This is a genomic window from Streptomyces sp. NPDC051180 (genome assembly GCF_040689545.1).
Lineage (GTDB): Bacteria > Actinomycetota > Actinomycetes > Streptomycetales > Streptomycetaceae > Streptomyces.
On sequence record NZ_JBFBBC010000006.1, the window covers coordinates 230,931 to 248,964 of the forward strand.

Genomic DNA, 18,034 nt, shown 5'->3' on the forward strand with positions numbered 1-18,034 from the left:
GGCGGCGGGCGGCCGGCCCGACGCTGGTGGAGCACTGACCGAACCACCCGACGGGGGATCCACCACCATGAACACGCTCCGCACCGCACTGGCCACCGCCGCCGCTGCCGCCCTCGGCCTCGCGGCCCTCGCCACGGCCCCGGCGCAGGCCGCCGCGCAGCCCGCCTTCCTCGCCGCCTCCCAGATGCCGCCGTCGTCGACGCCGTGGACCGCTACCCAGGTCTTCACCGGCGTCCCGGAGAACGGCGGCGCCCTCTGCGCCCCCTACAAGATCCCGGCGCAGAACTCCCGCTACCGCGAGTTCTCCACCGAGCTCGACACCAACGGCGTCCAGATCACCAACGTCGCCCGCACCGAGGCCGACGCCGTGAAGCTGGTCGACACCCTCCGCAAGGCGCTCGCCGGCTGCGGCCCCCTCCTCGAGCGGCAGAACCCGGGCCTGAAGGCCGTCAGCGCCTCCCACGGCAAGGTCGCCGTCGAGGAGGGCGCCTGGGTCTACAGCCTGGACACCGCCGACCCGCAGATCGGCAGCACCGACATCCACCTCTTCTCGGTGGGCCGCGACGGCCGCACCGTCACCCTCGTCCGCTGGGGCCAGATGGGCGACCTGAAGGACGCCCCGCTGACCGCCTTCAAGACGACGACGAAGACCGCCGTGAACAAGCTCTACTGATCCGCACCCGCCTCAGTGGTGCCGCAGGGCGAACCACAGCTCCATCCGCACGTCCGGGTCGTCCAGGTCCCGGTCCAGGAGCGCGGTGCAGCGGGCGATCCGCTGCCGGACCGTGTTGCGGTGGACGTCCAGCGCGGTCGCCGTCCGGTCCCAGCTCCCGTGCAGCGACAGCCAGACCCGCAGGGTCTCGGTGAGCGGCTCGGCGAGCGGGGCGAGGACCGTGCGGGCGTGGGCGGCGGCCTCCGCCGGGTCCACGAGCCCCCCGAACCCGGCGGGGCGGTGCCGGGCCAGGGGCGTACGGGACGCCTCCGCGCGCCGCAGGGCCCGCGCGGCCTCCGCGTCGGCCGCGGCGAGGTCCCGGGCGTGGGCGGGGGCGGCGGCCCCGAGCGTCCACCCGGGCTGGGCGGTCAGGGGCGCCGAGGCGGGGAGGAGGAGCCGTACGGGGGTGGGGGCGGGGGCCCCGTCGGCGCCGGCTCCGGCGCCGTCCGTCGCGCTCGTCCCCGCGTCCACCAGCGGTGTCCCCAGCGCGGCCGCCAGCGAGGCGGCCGCGAAGGGGGTGCCGTCGCCGCCCCGGGCGTGCACGACCGTCCAGGGGCCGGGGCCGAGGGGGGCGGCCGCCTCGGCCGGGGGAGTGCCGAGGAGGAGACGGACCAGGGCGCCGTCCCGCACGGCCGCGTCCACGCCGCGGTGCGGGGCGGTCAGCAGGGAGAGCAGGACGACGGCGACCCCCGCGATCGTGTGGTCGCCGGAGCCGCGCCGCTCCGTCGCGAGCCCGAGCGTCAGGCCGTCGCCGCCGCCCAGCGCGTACGCCGCGAGCCGCAGACCGCCGCCGTCGCCGCTCGCCGACGCGGGCCCGCCCGGACGCGGGCCGAGCACCCCGGCCAGCTCGCGCAGGGCCCGATCCGCCTCCTCCGGCACCGCGCGGCCCGCCGCCGCCGACTCCGTGCCGTCCGCCCCGAAGAGCACCGCCCGCCCCGCGATCCGGGAGGCGAGGGCACCGAGCACCGCGGGGACCGGCGCCGGCCGCGCCGCGGCCGCCGCGAGGGACTGCTGCGCCTCGGTCACCCGGCGCAGCTCGCGCAGCCGGGCCTCGGCCATCAGCCGCCACAGCGCCCGCGCCACCGCCGTGAACGGCGTCCTCGGCGGCACCTCGACCAGCGGCAGGCCCCGGTCCGCGCACGCCTCCACGAGCTCCGGCGGCACCGTGTCGTAGACCGGCGTCACGCCGAAGGCCAGCGCCGCCGCCCCGGCCTCCGCCACCCGCCCGACGTAGTGCGCGGGATCGCCGAGCTGCACGCCCGCCGTCATCAGCAGCTCGCCGCCGAGCAGATACGGATACGGGTCGGCCATCTCCGAGGTGTGCACCCAGTGCAGCGCCACGTCGTCGGGCCCGGTGAGCAGCCGCAGCCCCAGCTCCCCGCGGGCGAGGAGCGCGGCCAGCGGGACCGGCGGCGCGGGAGGGGCGGGGGAGCCGTCCACGGTGACCATGAGCTGGACCCTTCGTACATCACGCGCCCGTACAGTGGAGGAAACGTACACTTCAATGGCGCTTTCGGGCGACTTACGGTCGAGCCGGACCCAACCGACACCCCTGGAGGAACCCCGGCCATGAGCAGCAGCGACCAGAGCACCCCGCGCGGCCCGATCGACTCGTCCCGCATCCCGCGGTACGCCGGTCCCGCGACGTTCGCCCGTCTGCCGCGGCTCGACGAGGTCGGCACCGCCGACGTCGCCGTGGTCGGCATCCCCTTCGACAGCGGCGTCTCCTACCGCCCCGGCGCGCGCTTCGGCGGCAACGCCATCCGCGAGGCGTCCCGCCTGCTCCGTCCGTACAACCCGGCGCAGGACGCCTCCCCGTTCGCCCTCGCCCAGGTCGCGGACGCCGGTGACATCGCCGCCAACCCGTTCAACATCCACGAGGCCGTCGAGACCATCGAGGCCGCCGCCGACGACCTGCTCGCCACCGGCGCCCGCATGATGACCCTCGGCGGCGACCACACCGTCGCCCTGCCGCTGCTGCGCTCCGTCGCCAAGAAGCACGGCCCGGTCGCCCTGCTCCACTTCGACGCGCACCTCGACACCTGGGACACCTACTTCGGTGCCGAGTACACCCACGGCACCCCGTTCCGCCGGGCCGTCGAGGAGGGCATCCTCGACACCTCCGCCCTCTCCCACGTCGGCACCCGCGGCCCGCTCTACGGCAAGCAGGACCTCACCGACGACGAGAAGATGGGCTTCGGCATCGTCACCTCCGCGGACATCTACCGCCGGGGCGCCGACGAGGTCGCCGACCAGCTGCGCCAGCGCATCGGGGACCGCCCGCTGTACATCTCCATCGACATCGACTGCCTCGACCCGGCCCACGCCCCCGGCACCGGCACCCCCGAGGCCGGCGGCATGACCTCCCGCGAGCTCCTGGAGATCCTCCGCGGCCTCTCCTCCTGCAACCTGGTCTCCGCCGACGTCGTCGAGGTCGCCCCGGCCTACGACCACGCCGAGATCACCGCGGTCGCCGCGTCGCACACCGCGTACGAGCTGACGACGATCATGTCCCGCCAGATCGCGGCCGGCCGCGCCGCGAAGTGACGCCGGTCGGGTCGTGGGCATACGTTCGGCAGGGCGGAACGGGTGGGCACGACCCGACCACCGGGCCGCACCCGACCACGTAGCCACGCCCCGAGGGACCCGATGACCCACGACCACGACCTGGTACTGCGCCCCACCCCGGCGCAGACCGCCGCCGCCCTCGCCCCTCCGGAGGGCCGCACCGGCGGTGACCTCGTCATCGAGACGCTGTCCGGTCTCGGTGCCGCGACCGTCTTCGGCCTCCCCGGCCAGCACGCCCTCGGCATGTTCGACGCGCTGCGCCGGTCCTCCCTGCGGTACGTCGGCCTCCGCGTCGAGAACAACGCGGGCTTCGCCGCCGACGGGTACGGCCGGATCACCGGCGAGGCGGCCCCGCTCCTCCTCTCCACCGGCCCCGGCGCGCTCATGTCGCTGGCCGCGCTCCAGGAGGCCGCCGCCGCCTCCGCCCCGGTCCTCGCCATCGGCAGCCAGATCCCGGCGGCGGGGCTCGGCGGCGGCCGGCACGGCTACCTCCACGAGCTCCGCGACCAGCAGGCGTCCTTCCGGGACATCGTGAAGTCCGTCCACACCGTCCGCACCCAGTCCCAGATCCCCTCCGCGCTCGCGGCGGCCTGGGAGTCCGCGCTCACCGCCCCGCACGGGCCGGTGTGGGTGGAGATCCCGCAGGACGTGCTGCTCGCGCCGACGACGCTGCCCGTGGTCACGGCGATGGACGCGACGCCCGAGGAGGCCGCGCCGCGCCCCGAGCTGACGGCGGTCGCGGCGGACCTGCTGTCGAAGGCGGCCAGGCCGGCGATCATCGCGGGCGGCGGAGTCGTACGCTCCGACGCCTCCGGGAAGCTGCGCGCCCTCGCGGAGCTGATCGACGCGCCCGTCGTCACCACCTTCGGCGGCAAGGGGGCCTTCCCCTGGAGGCACCCGCTCTCCCTCCAGTCCTGGCTGGAGGACCGGCACACCACCGACTTCCTGGAGGACGCCGACGTCCTCCTCGTCGTCGGTTCGGGCCTCGGCGAGCTGTCCTCGAACTACCACACCTTCGCCCCGCGCGGCCGGGTGATCCAGATCGAGGCCGACGCCGGGAAGCTGGAGTCCAACCACCCGGCGCTCGGCATCCACGCGGACGCCCGGCTCGCCCTCCAGGCCCTCCTGGAGACGGCGGAGCGGCGCACGGACCCGACCGCCGCCGAGCGGGTCGCGGCCGTCCTGGCGAAGGTCGGGGACCGGATCGCCGCCCAGGACCTCGGCCTGGAGCAGCGGGTCGTCGCGGCGGTCCGCGAGGCGCTGCCCGACCGGGCCCCGAGCTTCTGGGACATGACGATCCTGGCGTACTGGGCCTGGTCGGCCTTCGACCCCCGCCACCCGAACACCATGCACTCAGCCCAGGGCGCCGGCGGCCTGGGCTACGCCTTCCCGGCCGCCCTCGGCGCGGCCGTCGCCGACCCGTCGGGGCCCGTCCTCGCGGTCTCCGGCGACGGCGGCGCGATGTACTCGATCGCGGAGCTGGCCACCGCGCGGCAGTACGACCTCGACGTCACCTGGCTGATCGTCGACGACGGCGGCTACGGCATCCTCCGCGAGTACATGACGGACGCCTTCGGCGCGACCGAGGGCACCGAGCTCACCCGCCCCGACTTCGTGGCCCTGGCCGAGTCCTTCGGCGTCCCCGCCGCCCTCACCTCCCCGGACACCCTGGCGGCCGACCTCGCCAAGGCCCTCGCGACCCCCGGTCCCTCGGTGGTGGTCCTGCCGGCCCTCCTGCGGATGTTCGAGCCCACCCACCTGTGACGGCGCCCCGACCGCGGCCGATTGTTGCGGCGGGATGAAATCGCACGTCGGCCGTGTTGGGTCTTCCGGTAGAGAAGGACGGACGGGAGGCCACGGGTGGCGGCGGTCGGGCAGAAACAGCAGGGGTGGGCTCGGCGACTGGCCGCGTACGCCTGGCGGTACAAGGCGAACACGCTGCTGGCGCTGGGGTCCTCCCTGGCCGGCATGGCCGTGCTCGCGCTGGTGCCGCTGCTGACCAAGGTGATCATCGACGACGTGATCGGGACGAAGACCCGGTCGCTCGGCGTGTGGACCGGTCTCCTGATAGCGGCCGCGGTCGTCGTGTACGTCCTCACCTACGTCCGCCGCTACTACGGCGGGCGGCTCGCCCTCGACATCCAGCACGACCTGCGCACGGACATGTACCGGACGATCACCCGGCTGGACGGGCGGCGGCAGGACGAGCTGTCGACGGGCCAGGTCGTCGGACGGGCCACCAGCGACCTCCAGCTGATCCAGGGCCTGCTGTTCATGCTCCCGATGACCATCGGGAACTTCCTGCTCTTCTTCATCTCGCTCGCCGTGATGGCCTGGCTCTCCCTGCCCCTCACGCTCGTCGCGCTCGCCGTCGCCCCCGCCCTGTGGTTCATCGCCAAGCGCAGCCGCACCCGGCTCCACCCGGCGACCTGGCACGCCCAGCAGCAGGCCGCGGCCGTCGCCGGCGTCGTCGACGGCGCCGTGACCGGCGTCCGGGTCGTGAAGGGCTTCGGCCAGGAGGACCAGGAGACCGGGAAGATCCGCGAGGCCGGACGGAAGCTGTTCGCCGGGCGGCTGCGCACGATCCGGCTGAACGCGAGGTACACCCCCGCCCTCCAGGCCGTCCCCGCCCTCGGCCAGGTCGCCGTCCTCGCCCTCGGCGGCTGGCTCGCCTACCGGGGGCAGATCACCCTCGGCACCTTCGTCGCCTTCTCCTCCTACCTCGCCTCGCTCGTCGGCCCCGTCCGGATGCTCGCCATGGTCCTCACCGTCGGCCAGCAGGCACGGGCCGGCGTCGACCGGGTCGTCGAGCTCATCGACACCGAGCCGGTCATCGCCGACGGCACCAGGGAACTCCCGGCCGACGCGCCCGCCACCGTCGAGTTCGACGACGTGTCCTTCGCGTACGAGGACGGCCGGCCCGTCCTCGACGGCTTCTCCCTGGAGATCCGCTCCGGCGAGACCGTCGCCGTCGTCGGCGCCTCCGGCTCCGGCAAGTCCACCGTCTCGCTCCTGCTGCCGCGCTTCTACGACGTCACCCGCGGCGCCGTCCTCGTCGGCGGCCACGACGTCCGCGAGCTGACCCTCGACTCGCTGCGCGCCGCCGTCGGCCTCGTCCCCGAGGACTCGTTCCTCTTCTCGGACACCGTCCGCGCCAACATCGCGTACGGCGCCCCGGACGCCACCCAGGAGCAGATCGAGACCGCCGCCCGCGCCGCCCAGGCCGACCGGTTCATCGCCGAACTGCCCGAGGGGTACGACACCCGGGTCGGCGAGCACGGCCTCACCCTCTCCGGCGGCCAGCGCCAGCGCGTCGCCCTCGCCCGCGCCATCCTCACCGACCCCCGGCTGCTCCTCCTCGACGACGCCACCTCCGCCGTCGACGCCAAGGTCGAGCACGAGATCCACGAGGCCCTGAGGTCGGTGATGGCGGGCCGCACGACCCTGCTCATCGCCCACCGCCGCTCCACCCTCGGCCTCGCCGACCGGATCGCCGTCCTCGACGGCGGCCGCCTCTCCGACATCGGCACCCACGAGGAGCTGGAGGAGCGCTCGGAGCTCTACCGGCGCCTCCTCACCGACCCCGACGAGCTGGGCGCCGTCTCGCCCGGCCACGTGACCGCGCCGGCCGAGCCCCCCGAGGACCGCACGCTGCGGGCCGAGCTGGACGCCGAGTTCGACGCCGAGCGGGGCATCACCCCCACCCTGTGGGTACGGGACGGGGCCGCGGACCGTGCGAGCGCCGTGCCCGGGGCCACCCCCGAGCTGCTCGCCGCCGTCGCCGCCCTGCCGCCGGCCACCGACACCCCCGGCATCGACGAGGCGCGGGCCGTCGCGCCCGAGGACGCCTACGGGCTGCGCCGGCTGCTCCGCGGCTTCGGCGTCCCGCTGCTGATCAGCCTCGGCCTGGTCGCGCTCGACGCGGGCGCCGGGCTGCTGCTGCCCGTCCTGATCCGGCACGGCATCGACGAGGGCGTGAACCGGCTCGCGATCGGCGCCGTCTGGGCGGCCTCCGCGCTCGCCCTGGTCACCGTGCTCGTGCAGTGGGTCGCGCAGACCGCCGAGACCCGGATGACGGGGCGGACCGGCGAGCGGGTCCTGTACGCCCTGCGGCTGAAGATCTTCGCCCAGCTCCAGCGGCTCGGCCTGGACTACTACGAGCGCGAGCTGACCGGCCGGATCATGACCCGGATGACCACCGACGTGGACGCCATGTCCACGTTCCTGCAGACCGGCCTCGTCACGGCCTTCGTCTCGGTCGTCACCTTCTTCGGGATCATGCTCGCGCTGCTGGTCCTCGACCTCCAGCTCGCGCTGGTCGTCTTCGCGACCCTGCCGGTCCTGGCCCTCGCCACCTACTTCTTCCGCCGGTCGAGCGTGCGGGCGTACGAGCTGGCCCGGGACCGGATCGGCATCGTCAACGCCGACCTCCAGGAGTCCGTCTCCGGCCTCCGCATCGTGCAGGCGTTCCGCCGCGAGGACTCCGTCGCGGACCGCTTCACCGCCCGCAGCGAGGAGTACCGCGAGGCGCGCGTGCGGGGCCAGTGGCTGATCTCGGTCTACTTCCCCTTCGTCACCCTGCTGTCCTCGGCCGCGGCCGCCGCCGTCATGGTCGTCGGCGCCAACCGCATCGAGGCCGGCACGCTCACCACCGGCGCCCTGGTCGCCTACCTCCTCTACATCGACCTCTTCTTCGCCCCCGTGCAGCAGCTCTCGCAGGTCTTCGACGGATACCAGCAGGCATCCGTCTCGCTGAGGCGGATGCAGGAGCTCCTCCGGGAGCCGACGTCGACGGCCGCCGCCGACGCGCCCCTGGACGTGCTGTCGCTGCGCGGCGAGATCGCCTTCGAGGACGTGTCCTTCGGCTACGGCTCCGCCGACGACGGCGAGGAGGCGCTCACCGGCGTCGACCTGCGCATCCCGGCCGGGCAGACCGTCGCCTTCGTCGGCGAGACCGGCGCGGGCAAGTCGACCCTGGTGAAGCTGGTCGCGCGCTTCTACGACCCGACGGGCGGGCGGGTCACCGCCGACGGCACCGACCTGCGGGACCTCGACCTCACCGCGTACCGCCACCGGCTGGGCGTCGTCCCGCAGGAGACGTACCTCTTCGCCGGGACGATCCGCGACGCCATCGCGTACGGCCGCCCCGCGGCGACGGACGCCGAGGTCGAGGCGGCGGCCCGGGCGGTCGGCGCGCACGAGATGATCGCCACGCTCGACGGCGGCTACCTCCACGAGGTCGCCGAGCGCGGGCGGAACCTCTCGGCCGGGCAGCGCCAGCTGATCGCCCTCGCCCGCGCCGAACTCGTCGACCCCGACATCCTGCTGCTCGACGAGGCCACCGCCGCCCTCGACCTGGCCACCGAGGCCCAGGTCAACCAGGCCACCGACCGCCTCGCCGGGCGTCGGACCACGCTCGTCGTCGCCCACCGCCTGACCACGGCCGCCCGCGCCGACCGGGTGATCGTGATGGACCACGGCCGGGTGGCGGAGGACGGCACCCACGAGGAGCTGCTCGCCCTGGGCGGGCGGTACGCGGCCCTGTGGAGCACCTTCATCGGCGAGCCGCAGCCCCAGCGGGTCTGACCGCGCGGACGGGGGGCGCGGCTGGTGCGACCGGCCGCGCCCCTCCCTCGCCCGGCGGACCCTCACCCCTCCCGCACCACCGGAAGCAACCGTTCCGGGGCCGGGCGCGTCGTATGCCCGTACGGCGATTCACCCGGGAGGGGAGCCCATGACCACGGATCCGGAACCCGAACGCCGCCACGGCGGCCGACGGCTGCTCACCCGTGGGCTCGCCCCGTTCCTCGCCGCCCTCGCGCTGCTCCTGCTGCCGGGGCCCGGCCCCGGCGCCGGGACCGCCGAGGCCGCCTCCCTCTGCCACGGGCGGCCCACCAGGACCTACGCCTTCGCCACCGGAGAGCTGCGCGTCTACCGGACCCGGCACTACGTCTGCGCCGTCACCGTCGCCAAGCGGCCCGGCGTCCGCCGTCCGATGACCGTCTCCGTCCAGCCGCGCGGCGGGCGCCCGGCGGTCCGCTCCGGACGGTTCGACCGGCAGAGCGGGCCCGTCACCGTCCACGCCCTCAACCGCTGCGTCCGCGTGCACGGTTCGGTGGCCGGGGTCGGCCGCTCGACGGGCTGGATCCTGTGCTGATGCGAAGGAAAGTCCAAGGGTAAGGACCAACTGGGTCTGGCGGTCCACACGTTGCCCCCGCTAGGTTCACGACACCGTTGTGAACCAAGGGGAGGACGAATGCGCAAGTCGCTCAGATGGCTGGTGTCGCTCTCGGTGCTCATAGGCACCGTCGGCTCCACGGGCGTGGCCACCGCCGCGGACACGGAGACCGGGGCCACGGCCGTCGCCGACTCGCAGAGCACGGACATCAAGGACCGCATCCTGGCGATCCCCGGGATGAGCCTGATCGAGGAGAAGCCGTACGCCGGCTACCGCTACTTCGTCCTGGAGTACGTCCAGCCGATCGACCACCACCGCCCGTGGGCGGGAACGTTCAAGCAGCGGCTCTCGCTCCTGCACAAGGACACGAGCCGCCCCACCGTCTTCCGCACCAGCGGGTACGGCCTGAGCACCACGCCGAGCCGGACCGAGCCGACCCGGATCATCGACGGCAACCAGGTCTCCATGGAGTACCGCTTCTTCACGCCGTCGCGCCCGCAGCCCGCCGACTGGTCCAAGCTGGACATCTGGCAGGCGGCCAGCGACCAGCACCGGATCTACGCGGCGCTGAAGCGGATCTACGGCCAGAAGTGGCTCTCCACCGGCGCCTCCAAGGGCGGCATGACCGCCACCTACTACGAGCGCTTCTACCCGCGGGACATGGACGGCGTCGTCGCCTACGTCGCCCCGAACGACGTGGTGAACAAGGAGGACTCGGCCTACGACCGGTTCTTCGAGACGGTCGGCACCGAGGACTGCCGCGACCGGCTCAACGCCATGCAGCGCGAGGCGCTGGTCCGGCGGGAGCCGCTGGAGAAGAAGTACCAGGCGTGGGCCGAGTCCGAGGGCGCCACCTTCAACACGGTCGGCTCGCTCGACAAGGCGTACGAGGCCGTCGTCCTCGACTTCGTCTGGGGCTTCTGGCAGTACTACGGCCAGGACGTCTGCGACCAGATCCCGGACGCGAAGACCGCGAGCGACGACACCGTCTACGAGACGATCGACGCCTACTCCGGCTGGTCGGCCTACACCGACCAGGGCCTCGAGTACTACACGCCGTACTACTACCAGGCCGCGACCGAGCTCGGCTCGCCCACCATCAAGCAGCCGCACCTGAAGGGCCTGAGCCGCTACGGCTACCAGCCCGCCAGCAGCTTCGTGCCGCGTGAGATCCCCATGAAGTTCAAGCCGCAGGCCATGCGGGACGTCGACGACTGGGTCCGCAAGAACGCGAACCGGATGCTCTTCGTCTACGGCGGCAACGACCCGTGGGGCTCCGAGCAGTTCCGCCTCGGCAAGGGCGCGCGCGACAGCTACGTCTACGTGGCGCCGGGCGCCAACCACGGCGCCAACGTCGCCGGCCTCGTCGAGGCCGAGCGCGAGAACGCCACCGCCCGCATCCTGGCCTGGGCCGGCGTCCCCGCCCCGGCCGTCCAGGCGGCGCAGCCGCTGGCGCGCTTCGACGCCCGCCTCGACTCCGCGGTCGACGAGGACGCGACGCGGGAGCACGGCCTGCGGCCGTAGCCCCTCGCGGCAGGAGGTGGGGTGCGTCCGAGGGGCGCACCCCACCGCCGTGTCAGCGGTACGACAGTCCGTATCCCACCGGGTAGAGCACCTTGGAGGGGTCGTCCGCGCTCTGCACCGGGACCGGGAGCCGGCCCCGCGGCCGGGCCCGCCCGGCCAGCACCCGGACGGCGGCGCGGAGTTCGACGTCGGTCCAGGAGTAGGAGGCCAGGGTCGCCCGCTGCCCGCCGATCCGGGCCACGTCGTACGGGTTGCGGATCGCGACCGTCACGACGGGCACCCCGGTGGCGACGAGCCGCGCGACGAGGGTGCGCTGCGGGCTGGTCGCCGTGACGTTGTACGTGCCGACCAGCACCACGTCCTTCCCGGCCGCCGCCGCCACCGCCTCCTCGATCCTCGCCGCCGTCGGCGTGATCCCGGTGGACAGCGCGGTGGCGGTGAAGCCCAGACCGGTCAGGGCCGTCGCGAGCGTCGTCGTCGGCGGGCCGGTGGTGCCGGACGGCGAGGCCGGGTCCGCCCCGACGACGAGCACCGAGCCGTGGGAGGACGGACTCAGCGGCAGGAAGCCGCCCTCGTTGACGAGCAGGGTCGTGGTCGCCTCGGCGATCCGGTCGGCCCGCGCGAGGTGGGCGGCGGCGCCGACCACCCGGTCGACGCCGGACCGGGTCACGTACGCCTGCCGGAACAGCCCCAGCTTCGCCTTGAGCCGCAGGATCCGCAGGATCGATTCGTCGAGCCGGGCCTCGGTCAGCTCGCCCGATGTGACCGCCGCCAGGACCGCGTTCCAGGCCACGTCGAGCTTCGGCGGGTTCAGCAGCTGGTCCACGCCCGCCCGGAGCGCGAGGACCGGGACGCGCGCGTCGCCGTACTTGGTGCGCACCCCCTCCATCCCGAGGGAGTCGGTCACCACCACGCCGTCGTAGCCGAGCCGTTCGCGCAGGATCCCGGTGAGGATGGGCCGGGACAGGGTCGCCGGGTCCTCGCTCGGGTCGAGCGCGGGGACCACGATGTGCGCGGTCATGATCGAGTCGATCCCGGCGGCGATCGCCGACCGGAACGGCGGAGCGTCGAGCCGGTCCCACTCCTCCGGGGTGTGGGTGATGGTCGGCAGCCCGTAGTGGCTGTCGACGGCGGTGTCGCCGTGCCCCGGGAAGTGCTTCGCGGTGGCCGCGACCCCGGCTCGCTGGTAGCCCTTGACCTGCGCCGCGACCAGCCCGGCGACCGCCCGCGGGTCCGAGCCGAAGGAGCGGACGCCGATCACCGGGTTGGCCGGGTTCACGTTCACGTCGGCGTCCGGCGCGTAGTTCTGGCGGATGCCGACCGCCGCGAGTTCGGCGCCCGCGATCTGCGCGGCCTTGCGGGCGTCCGCGGGCGAGCCGCCGGCGCCGAGGGCCATCGCCCCGGGCAGCAGGGTGGCGGGCTCGCCCATCCGGCAGACGATGCCGTGCTCCTGGTCGGTGGAGATGAGCACCGGCACCGGGGTGGACCCGGCGAGCGCGGCCCGCTGGATGCCGTTCGAGAGCTCCGCGATCTGCCGTGGGTCGCGGGTGTTGTGGGCCCAGGAGAAGTAGATGACACCGCCCACGTGGTAGCGCTCGACCAGCTCGGCGGCCGTGCGGACGCCGATCTCCGCGAGGTTGGCGTCGATGTCGGCCTGGTCCGGCTCCGTCGCGGAGTGGCCGTAGACCCGCATCACGAAGAGCTGGCCGACCTTCTCCTCCAGGGACATCCGGTCGATGATCCGGCGGAGCCTGCGGTCGTCGTACCGTTCGGGTTCGGCGTGGGCGGGGGTGCTCACTCCGGTGACGGCGGCCGCGGCGGCTGCGGCGGTCACCGTGAGGAGGGTGCGTCGGGAGGGGGCGGGGGCGCGGTGGTGCACTGATGCTCCTTCCGGCCGTGCGGGGGTCGGGGATCGGGCGGAAGCATCCCGTGAAGGAAACTTCCAAGGAGTCACGGATAGCCCGAAAGTAACTGCCAGGTCAAGGACCCGCGCAGGAATCGCCCGGCCGGAAACCGGTGGCGTCCCCGCCGCCACGGCCGTACGGTTGACCGGTCCACCCGCCAGGAAAGGCGCGCATGACCTTCGAGCACATCACCGTCGACACCCCCGCACCCGCCCCCGGCGTCGTCCTGCTCGCCGGCATCCCCGGCAGCGGCAAGTCGACCGTCGCGGCGGCCCTCGCGGCCCGCTTCGCCTGCTCCTCGCACATCGAGGTCGACCACCTCCAGGAGCTGATCGTCCAGGGCTGCCACTGGCCCACCCCCGACGGCGACCCCGAGGCCGACCGCCAGATCCTGCTGCGCGCCCGCAACGCCTGCCTCCTCGCCGACAGCTTCGCCTCCGCCGGCTTCCTCCCGGTCCTCGACGACGTCGTCGTACGCCGCTCCCACCTCGACTTCTACCGCGCCCACGTCCAGGCCGCCCCGCTCCACGTGGTCGTCCTCGCCCCCGGCCCCGACACGGCATGGGAACGCAACAACGCCCGCCACAAGCGCCTCACCACCAACTGGGCCTTCCTCGACGAGGCCATGCGCGAGGAGCTCTCCGGCGAAGGCGTCTGGATCGACAACGCGGACCAGACGATCGAGGAGACGGTCGAGGCGGTCCTGGCGGCCACGGGACTGCCGGCGGTGAAGTAGGCCGCCCTCAGCCCCCGGAAGCGCGGGAACCCGTCCGTCCTCCCGCCCTTCCGGGGGTCTCCACGTGCCGTCACTCCCGCAGTGGGGGGCTACCCCCGGGGCCGGGCCGTCGACTCCCTGAGCACCAGTTCCACGGGGACGTTCACCGAGCCGCCCGCCGGGGGCTCCTCCGTGTCCATGGCCAGGCGGCCGGCGCGGATGCCGGCGTCGTGGAGGGGGAGGTGGACCGTGGTGAGGGCGGGGACGGCGTCGATGGAGAAGGGCAGGTCGTCGAAGCCGGCGACGGAGACGTCGCCCGGGATGGACAGGCCGCGCTCGCGCAGCGCCGCGCAGACGCCGAGGGCGACCGTGTCGTTGGCCGCGACGACGGCGGTGAGGTCCGGGTCGCGGGCGAGGAGTTCGGCGGTCGCCTCGTAGCCGGACCGGCGGTCGTAGGGGCCGTGGACGGTCGGGCCCTCGGCGACGCCGGCGGCGGCGAGCGCCTCGCGGTGGCCTTCGAGGCGGTGCCGGGTCGTCGTCCGGTCGGCGGGCCCGGCCACGTACCCGATGCGCCGGTGGCCGAGACCGAGCAGATGGTCCGTCAGCCGCCGCGCCCCGGTGCGGTTGTCGAAGACGAGGGCGGCGGTGTGGGCGTCGCCGGGCACCGGCGGGCGCCCGCAGAGCACGACCCGGGTCCCCGCCTCTGCGAGCTTGGCCAGTTTGGCCGCCGTGGCCGCCAGGTGCTCCGGGTCCTCCAGTGATCCGCCCATGAGGATGACGGCCGCGGCCCGCTGCCGCTGGAGCAGGGTGAGGTAGGTCAGCTCGCGCTCGGGGGAGCCGCCGGTGTTGCACACCACGGCGAGTTTCCGGCCCCCGGCCCGCCCGGTGGCGCTCTCCCCGATCGCGCTCTGCGCCGCGCTCGCCATGATCCCGAAGAAGGGGTCGGCGATGTCGTTCACCAGCACTCCGACCAGGTCGGAGGTGGCGGCGGCGAGGGAGCTCGCGGTGCCGTTGAGGACGTAGTCCAGCTCGTCGACCGCCCGCAGGACGCGCTCGCGGGTCGACGCGGCGACCGGGTAGTTGCCGTTGAGCACGCGGGAGACGGTCGCGGGCGAGACCCGGGCGCGGGCTGCCACGTCCGCCAGGGTGACGGTCATCGGGTGCGTACCTCCGGGGCCCTTGTCGACGGTGATGTCGGCAGGCTAGCGTCATCGTCGATGGAAAGCGCTTTCTATCGAAGCGCGGAGCACCGGGGAGAGGAATCTTTCGTGACACGCAGGACAGTCCGCATCGCCATGAACGGCGTCACCGGACGCATGGGCTACCGCCAGCACCTCGTCCGCTCGATCCTCGCCCTGCGCGAACAGGGCGGCCTCGACCTCGGCAACGGCGAGACCCTCTGGCCCGAGCCCGTCCTCGTCGGCCGCCGCGAGCCCGCCCTGCGCGCCCTCGCCGAGCGCCACGGCCTCACCGAGTGGTCGACCGACCTGGACGCCGTCCTCGCCGACGACACCGTCGACGTCTACTTCGACGCCCAGGTCACCTCCGCCCGCGTCGAGGCGATCACCAAGGCCGTCGCCGCCGGCAAGCACGTCTACACCGAGAAGCCCACCGCCACCGACCTCGCCGGCGCCCTCGCACTCGCCCGGCTCGCCACCGAGAAGGGCGTCAAGCACGGCGTCGTCCAGGACAAGCTCTTCCTGCCGGGCCTGCTCAAGCTCAAGCGGCTCGTCGACGGCGGCTTCTTCGGCGAGATCCTCTCCGTGCGCGGCGAGTTCGGCTACTGGGTCTTCGAGGGCGACTGGCAGGACGCCCAGCGCCCCAGCTGGAACTACCGCTCCGAGGACGGCGGCGGCATCGTCGTCGACATGTTCCCGCACTGGGAGTACGTGCTCCACGAGCTGTTCGGCCGCGTCACCTCCGTCACCGCCCAGGTCGCCACCCACGTGCCGCGCCGCTGGGACGAGCACGGCAAGCCCTACGAGGCCACCGCCGACGACGCCGCCTACGGCATCTTCGGTCTCGAAGGCGGCGCCGTCGCCCAGATCAACTCCTCCTGGACCGTCCGCGTCAACCGCGACGAACTCGTCGAGTTCCAGGTCGACGGCACCCACGGCTCCGCCGTCGCCGGACTGCGCAACTGCCGCGTCCAGCACCGCTCCGCCACCCCCAAGCCCGTCTGGAACCCCGACATCCCGGCGACCGAGCCCTTCCGCGACCAGTGGCAGGAGGTCCCGGACAACGCCGAGTTCGACAACGGCTTCAAGGCCCAGTGGGAGCTGTTCCTGCGCCACGTCGCCCTCGACGAGCCGTACCACTGGGACCTGCTCGCCGGCGCCCGCGGCGTCCAGCTCGCCGAGCTGGGCCTGCGGTCCGCCGCCGAGGGCCGCCGCCTCGACGTCCCGGAGGTCTCCCTGTGATCCGGCTGCCCGAAGCCGGCGGCGGCACGCGGGAGTACACCCCCCGGGCCGAGCCCCTCGCCGTCCCCGCCGGCGGCGCCCTGACCTCCCGTGCGGTCTTCTCCGCCGCGCACGTCGTCGCCGACCCGTACGCCGACACCACCCCCGACTCGCCCGCCGCCGTCGACTGGGACGCCACCCTCGCCTTCCGGCGCCACCTCTGGTCCCACGGCCTCGGGGTCGCCGAGGCGATGGACACCGCCCAGCGCGGCATGGGCCTCGACTGGGCCGGGGCCGCCGAGCTGATCCGCCGCTCCGCCGCCGAGGCGAAGGCCGTCGGTGGCCGCATCGCCTGCGGCGTCGGCACCGACCGGCTCACCGGCCCCGCCGACCTGGTGGACGTCCGCGAGGCGTACGAGGAGCAGCTCGCGCTCGTCGAGGAGACCGGCTCGCAGGCCGTCCTGATGGCCTCCCGCGCGCTCGCCGCCGCGGCCGGGGACCGGGAGGACTACCTCGACCTCTACGGCCACCTCCTCCGCCAGGCGAGCGAGCCGGTCGTCCTGCACTGGCTGGGCCCGATGTTCGACCCCGCCCTGGAGGGCTACTGGGGCTCGGCGGACCTCGACGCCGCCACCGAGACCTTCCTGGAGGTGATCGCCGCCCACCCCGACAAGGTCGACGGCATCAAGGTCTCCCTCCTCGACGCCCGGCGCGAGGTCGAGCTGCGCCGCCGCCTCCCGGAGGGCGTCCGCTGCTACACGGGCGACGACTTCCACTACCCGGAGCTGATCGCCGGGGACGAGCAGGGCTTCAGCCACGCGCTGCTCGGCATCTTCGACCCCCTGGGCCCGCTGGCCGCCGAGGCGGTCCGCACCCTCGACACCGGTGACGTCGACGGCTTCCGAAAGATCCTCGACCCCACCGTCGCCCTCTCCCGGCACCTCTTCGAGCCCCCCACCCGCTTCTACAAGACGGGTGTGGTGCTCCTCGCCTGGCTGGCGGGCCACCAGGACCACTTCGCGATGGTCGGCGGCCTCCAGTCCGCCCGCTCGCTCCCGCACCTCGCCCGCGCCTACGAACTCGCCGACGGCCTCGGCCTGTTCCCCGACCCGGCCCTCGCCGAGGCCCGGATGCGGTCCCTGCTCACGGTGTACGGAGTCCCCGCGTGAACCTCGCCCGCTTCAGCGTCAACCAGATGACCGTCAAGCAGCTCTCCCTGCCCGAGCTGGTCGCCGCGTGCGTCCGGCTCGGCGTCCCGGGGGTCGGGCTGTGGCGCGAACCGGTCCGGGAGTACGGCATCGAGGCCGCCGCCGACCTCGTACGGGACGCCGGCCTCACCGTCACCACCCTCTGCCGGGGCGGCTTCTTCACCGCGGACGGCTGGGAGGCGGAGAACCGTGCGGCGATAGACGAGGCCGTGACACTCGGCACCGACACCCTCGTCCTGGTCTCCGGCGGCCTCACCCCCGCCTGCCCCGACCTCCCCTCGGCCCGGGCCCGCATCACCGAGGCCGTCGGCGTCCTCGCCCCCTACGCCGGGGAGCGCGGCGTCCGCCTCGCCATCGAGCCCCTCCACCCCATGTACGCCTCCGACCGCTGCGCCGTCTCCACCCTCGACCAGGCCCTGGAGATCGCGGAGCACTTCCCGGCCGCGCAGGTCGGCGTCACCGTCGACACCTACCACCTCTGGTGGGACGACCGCGCCCCGGCCGCCGTGGAGCGCGCCGGCGCCGCCGGCCGCATCCACTCCTTCCAGCTCGCCGACTGGACCACCCCGCTCCCGGCCGGAGTCCTCAACGGCCGGGGCCAGTTGGGCACCGGCGCCATCGACCTCCGCGCCTGGGCCGACCTGGCCGAGAAGGCCGGCCACACCGGCCCGGTCGAGGTCGAGCTCTTCAACGACGACCTATGGGCCAGGGACGGAGTGGAGGTCCTGGAGGAGACGCTGGAGGCGTTCCTGGCCGTCTGACGAACCTCGCGGCGCCTGTGCGGAGGGGCCCGAGGAGAGGCCGCCCGGCCGTGCGGGGCCGTACG

At 74.1% G+C, this 18,034-nt stretch carries 13 protein-coding genes; 10 read left to right on the top strand and 3 right to left on the bottom strand.

Annotated elements, in window-relative coordinates:
• Positions 1-67: 67 nt before the first annotated feature.
• Positions 68-673, top strand: a complete 606-nt coding sequence (locus AB0424_RS14350) for a hypothetical protein (protein WP_366305136.1) — start codon at positions 68-70, stop codon at positions 671-673.
• A gap of 12 nt (positions 674-685) precedes the next feature.
• Here AB0424_RS14350 and AB0424_RS14355 read toward each other — a convergent pair whose 3' ends face one another.
• Positions 686-2,161 (bottom strand): PucR family transcriptional regulator ligand-binding domain-containing protein, encoded by a 1,476-nt coding sequence (locus tag AB0424_RS14355; RefSeq protein ID WP_366305138.1) that lies wholly within the window; start codon positions 2,159-2,161, stop codon positions 686-688.
• A gap of 120 nt (positions 2,162-2,281) precedes the next feature.
• Between AB0424_RS14355 and speB the strand changes: the two genes are divergently transcribed.
• The 5 genes from speB to AB0424_RS14380 all read left to right on the top strand — a co-directional run bounded on the left by speB (position 2,282) and on the right by AB0424_RS14380 (position 10,982).
• Positions 2,282-3,259: an agmatinase gene (speB, locus tag AB0424_RS14360; protein ID WP_366305140.1), complete on the top strand. Its 978-nt coding sequence runs from the start codon at positions 2,282-2,284 to the stop codon at positions 3,257-3,259.
• Between the two features lie 102 nt (positions 3,260-3,361).
• On the top strand, positions 3,362-5,044 hold the full coding sequence (locus tag AB0424_RS14365) for a thiamine pyrophosphate-binding protein (protein WP_366305142.1): 1,683 nt from the start codon (positions 3,362-3,364) through the stop codon (positions 5,042-5,044).
• A 96-nt stretch (positions 5,045-5,140) separates the two neighbouring features.
• Complete coding sequence (locus AB0424_RS14370; protein WP_366305144.1) at positions 5,141-8,866, top strand: ABC transporter ATP-binding protein; 3,726 nt, start codon at positions 5,141-5,143, stop codon at positions 8,864-8,866.
• 148 nt (positions 8,867-9,014) lie between these two features.
• Positions 9,015-9,437, top strand: a complete 423-nt coding sequence (locus AB0424_RS14375) for a hypothetical protein (protein ID WP_366305145.1) — start codon at positions 9,015-9,017, stop codon at positions 9,435-9,437.
• A 99-nt stretch (positions 9,438-9,536) separates the two neighbouring features.
• Entirely contained in the window at positions 9,537-10,982 is a 1,446-nt protein-coding gene (locus AB0424_RS14380; RefSeq protein WP_366305146.1) for an aminopeptidase, read from the top strand.
• 52 nt (positions 10,983-11,034) lie between these two features.
• On the opposite strand, the gene AB0424_RS14385 is transcribed toward AB0424_RS14380, so the two are convergent.
• The gene (locus AB0424_RS14385) at positions 11,035-12,861 is read right to left on the bottom strand and encodes a glycoside hydrolase family 3 protein (RefSeq protein WP_366305148.1); all 1,827 of its coding nucleotides are present in this window, start codon (positions 12,859-12,861) and stop codon (positions 11,035-11,037) included.
• Between the two features lie 197 nt (positions 12,862-13,058).
• On the opposite strand from AB0424_RS14385, the gene AB0424_RS14390 reads away from it, so the two are divergent.
• Entirely contained in the window at positions 13,059-13,622 is a 564-nt protein-coding gene (locus AB0424_RS14390; RefSeq protein ID WP_366305150.1) for an AAA family ATPase, read from the top strand.
• Between the two features lie 89 nt (positions 13,623-13,711).
• Here the strand turns inward: AB0424_RS14390 and AB0424_RS14395 are convergent, their stop codons facing one another.
• Positions 13,712-14,758 (bottom strand): LacI family DNA-binding transcriptional regulator, encoded by a 1,047-nt coding sequence (locus tag AB0424_RS14395; RefSeq protein WP_366305152.1) that lies wholly within the window; start codon positions 14,756-14,758, stop codon positions 13,712-13,714.
• Positions 14,759-14,869: 111 nt separating this feature from the next.
• On the opposite strand from AB0424_RS14395, the gene AB0424_RS14400 reads away from it, so the two are divergent.
• From AB0424_RS14400 to AB0424_RS14410, 3 genes are read left to right on the top strand one after another with little or no spacing between them, the layout of a single operon-like run.
• Entirely contained in the window at positions 14,870-16,021 is a 1,152-nt protein-coding gene (locus AB0424_RS14400) for a Gfo/Idh/MocA family oxidoreductase (protein WP_366305153.1), read from the top strand.
• Positions 16,018-17,169, top strand: coding sequence for a dihydrodipicolinate synthase family protein (locus AB0424_RS14405; RefSeq protein WP_366305155.1), 1,152 nt, complete (start codon positions 16,018-16,020; stop codon positions 17,167-17,169). The genes AB0424_RS14400 and AB0424_RS14405 overlap by 4 nt, the downstream gene beginning before the upstream one ends.
• Before the next feature lie 26 nt (positions 17,170-17,195).
• Positions 17,196-17,969: a sugar phosphate isomerase/epimerase family protein gene (locus AB0424_RS14410; protein WP_366305320.1), complete on the top strand. Its 774-nt coding sequence runs from the start codon at positions 17,196-17,198 to the stop codon at positions 17,967-17,969.
• Positions 17,970-18,034: the final 65 nt, after the last annotated feature.

Bases quoted from the DNA above. Each gene is read 5' to 3' on its own strand.
- speB (WP_366305140.1), top strand. From the start codon at position 2,282: ATGAGCAGCAGCGACCAGAGCACCCCGCGCGGCCCGATCGACTCGTCC.
- AB0424_RS14375 (WP_366305145.1), top strand. From the start codon at position 9,015: ATGACCACGGATCCGGAACCCGAACGCCGCCACGGCGGCCGACGGCTG.
- AB0424_RS14350 (WP_366305136.1), top strand. From the start codon at position 68: ATGAACACGCTCCGCACCGCACTGGCCACCGCCGCCGCTGCCGCCCTC.
- AB0424_RS14395 (WP_366305152.1), bottom strand. From the start codon at position 14,758: ATGACCGTCACCCTGGCGGACGTGGCAGCCCGCGCCCGGGTCTCGCCC.
- AB0424_RS14365 (WP_366305142.1), top strand. From the start codon at position 3,362: ATGACCCACGACCACGACCTGGTACTGCGCCCCACCCCGGCGCAGACC.
- AB0424_RS14380 (WP_366305146.1), top strand. From the start codon at position 9,537: ATGCGCAAGTCGCTCAGATGGCTGGTGTCGCTCTCGGTGCTCATAGGC.
- AB0424_RS14355 (WP_366305138.1), bottom strand. From the start codon at position 2,161: ATGGTCACCGTGGACGGCTCCCCCGCCCCTCCCGCGCCGCCGGTCCCG.
- AB0424_RS14410 (WP_366305320.1), top strand. From the start codon at position 17,196: ATGACCGTCAAGCAGCTCTCCCTGCCCGAGCTGGTCGCCGCGTGCGTC.
- AB0424_RS14390 (WP_366305150.1), top strand. From the start codon at position 13,059: ATGACCTTCGAGCACATCACCGTCGACACCCCCGCACCCGCCCCCGGC.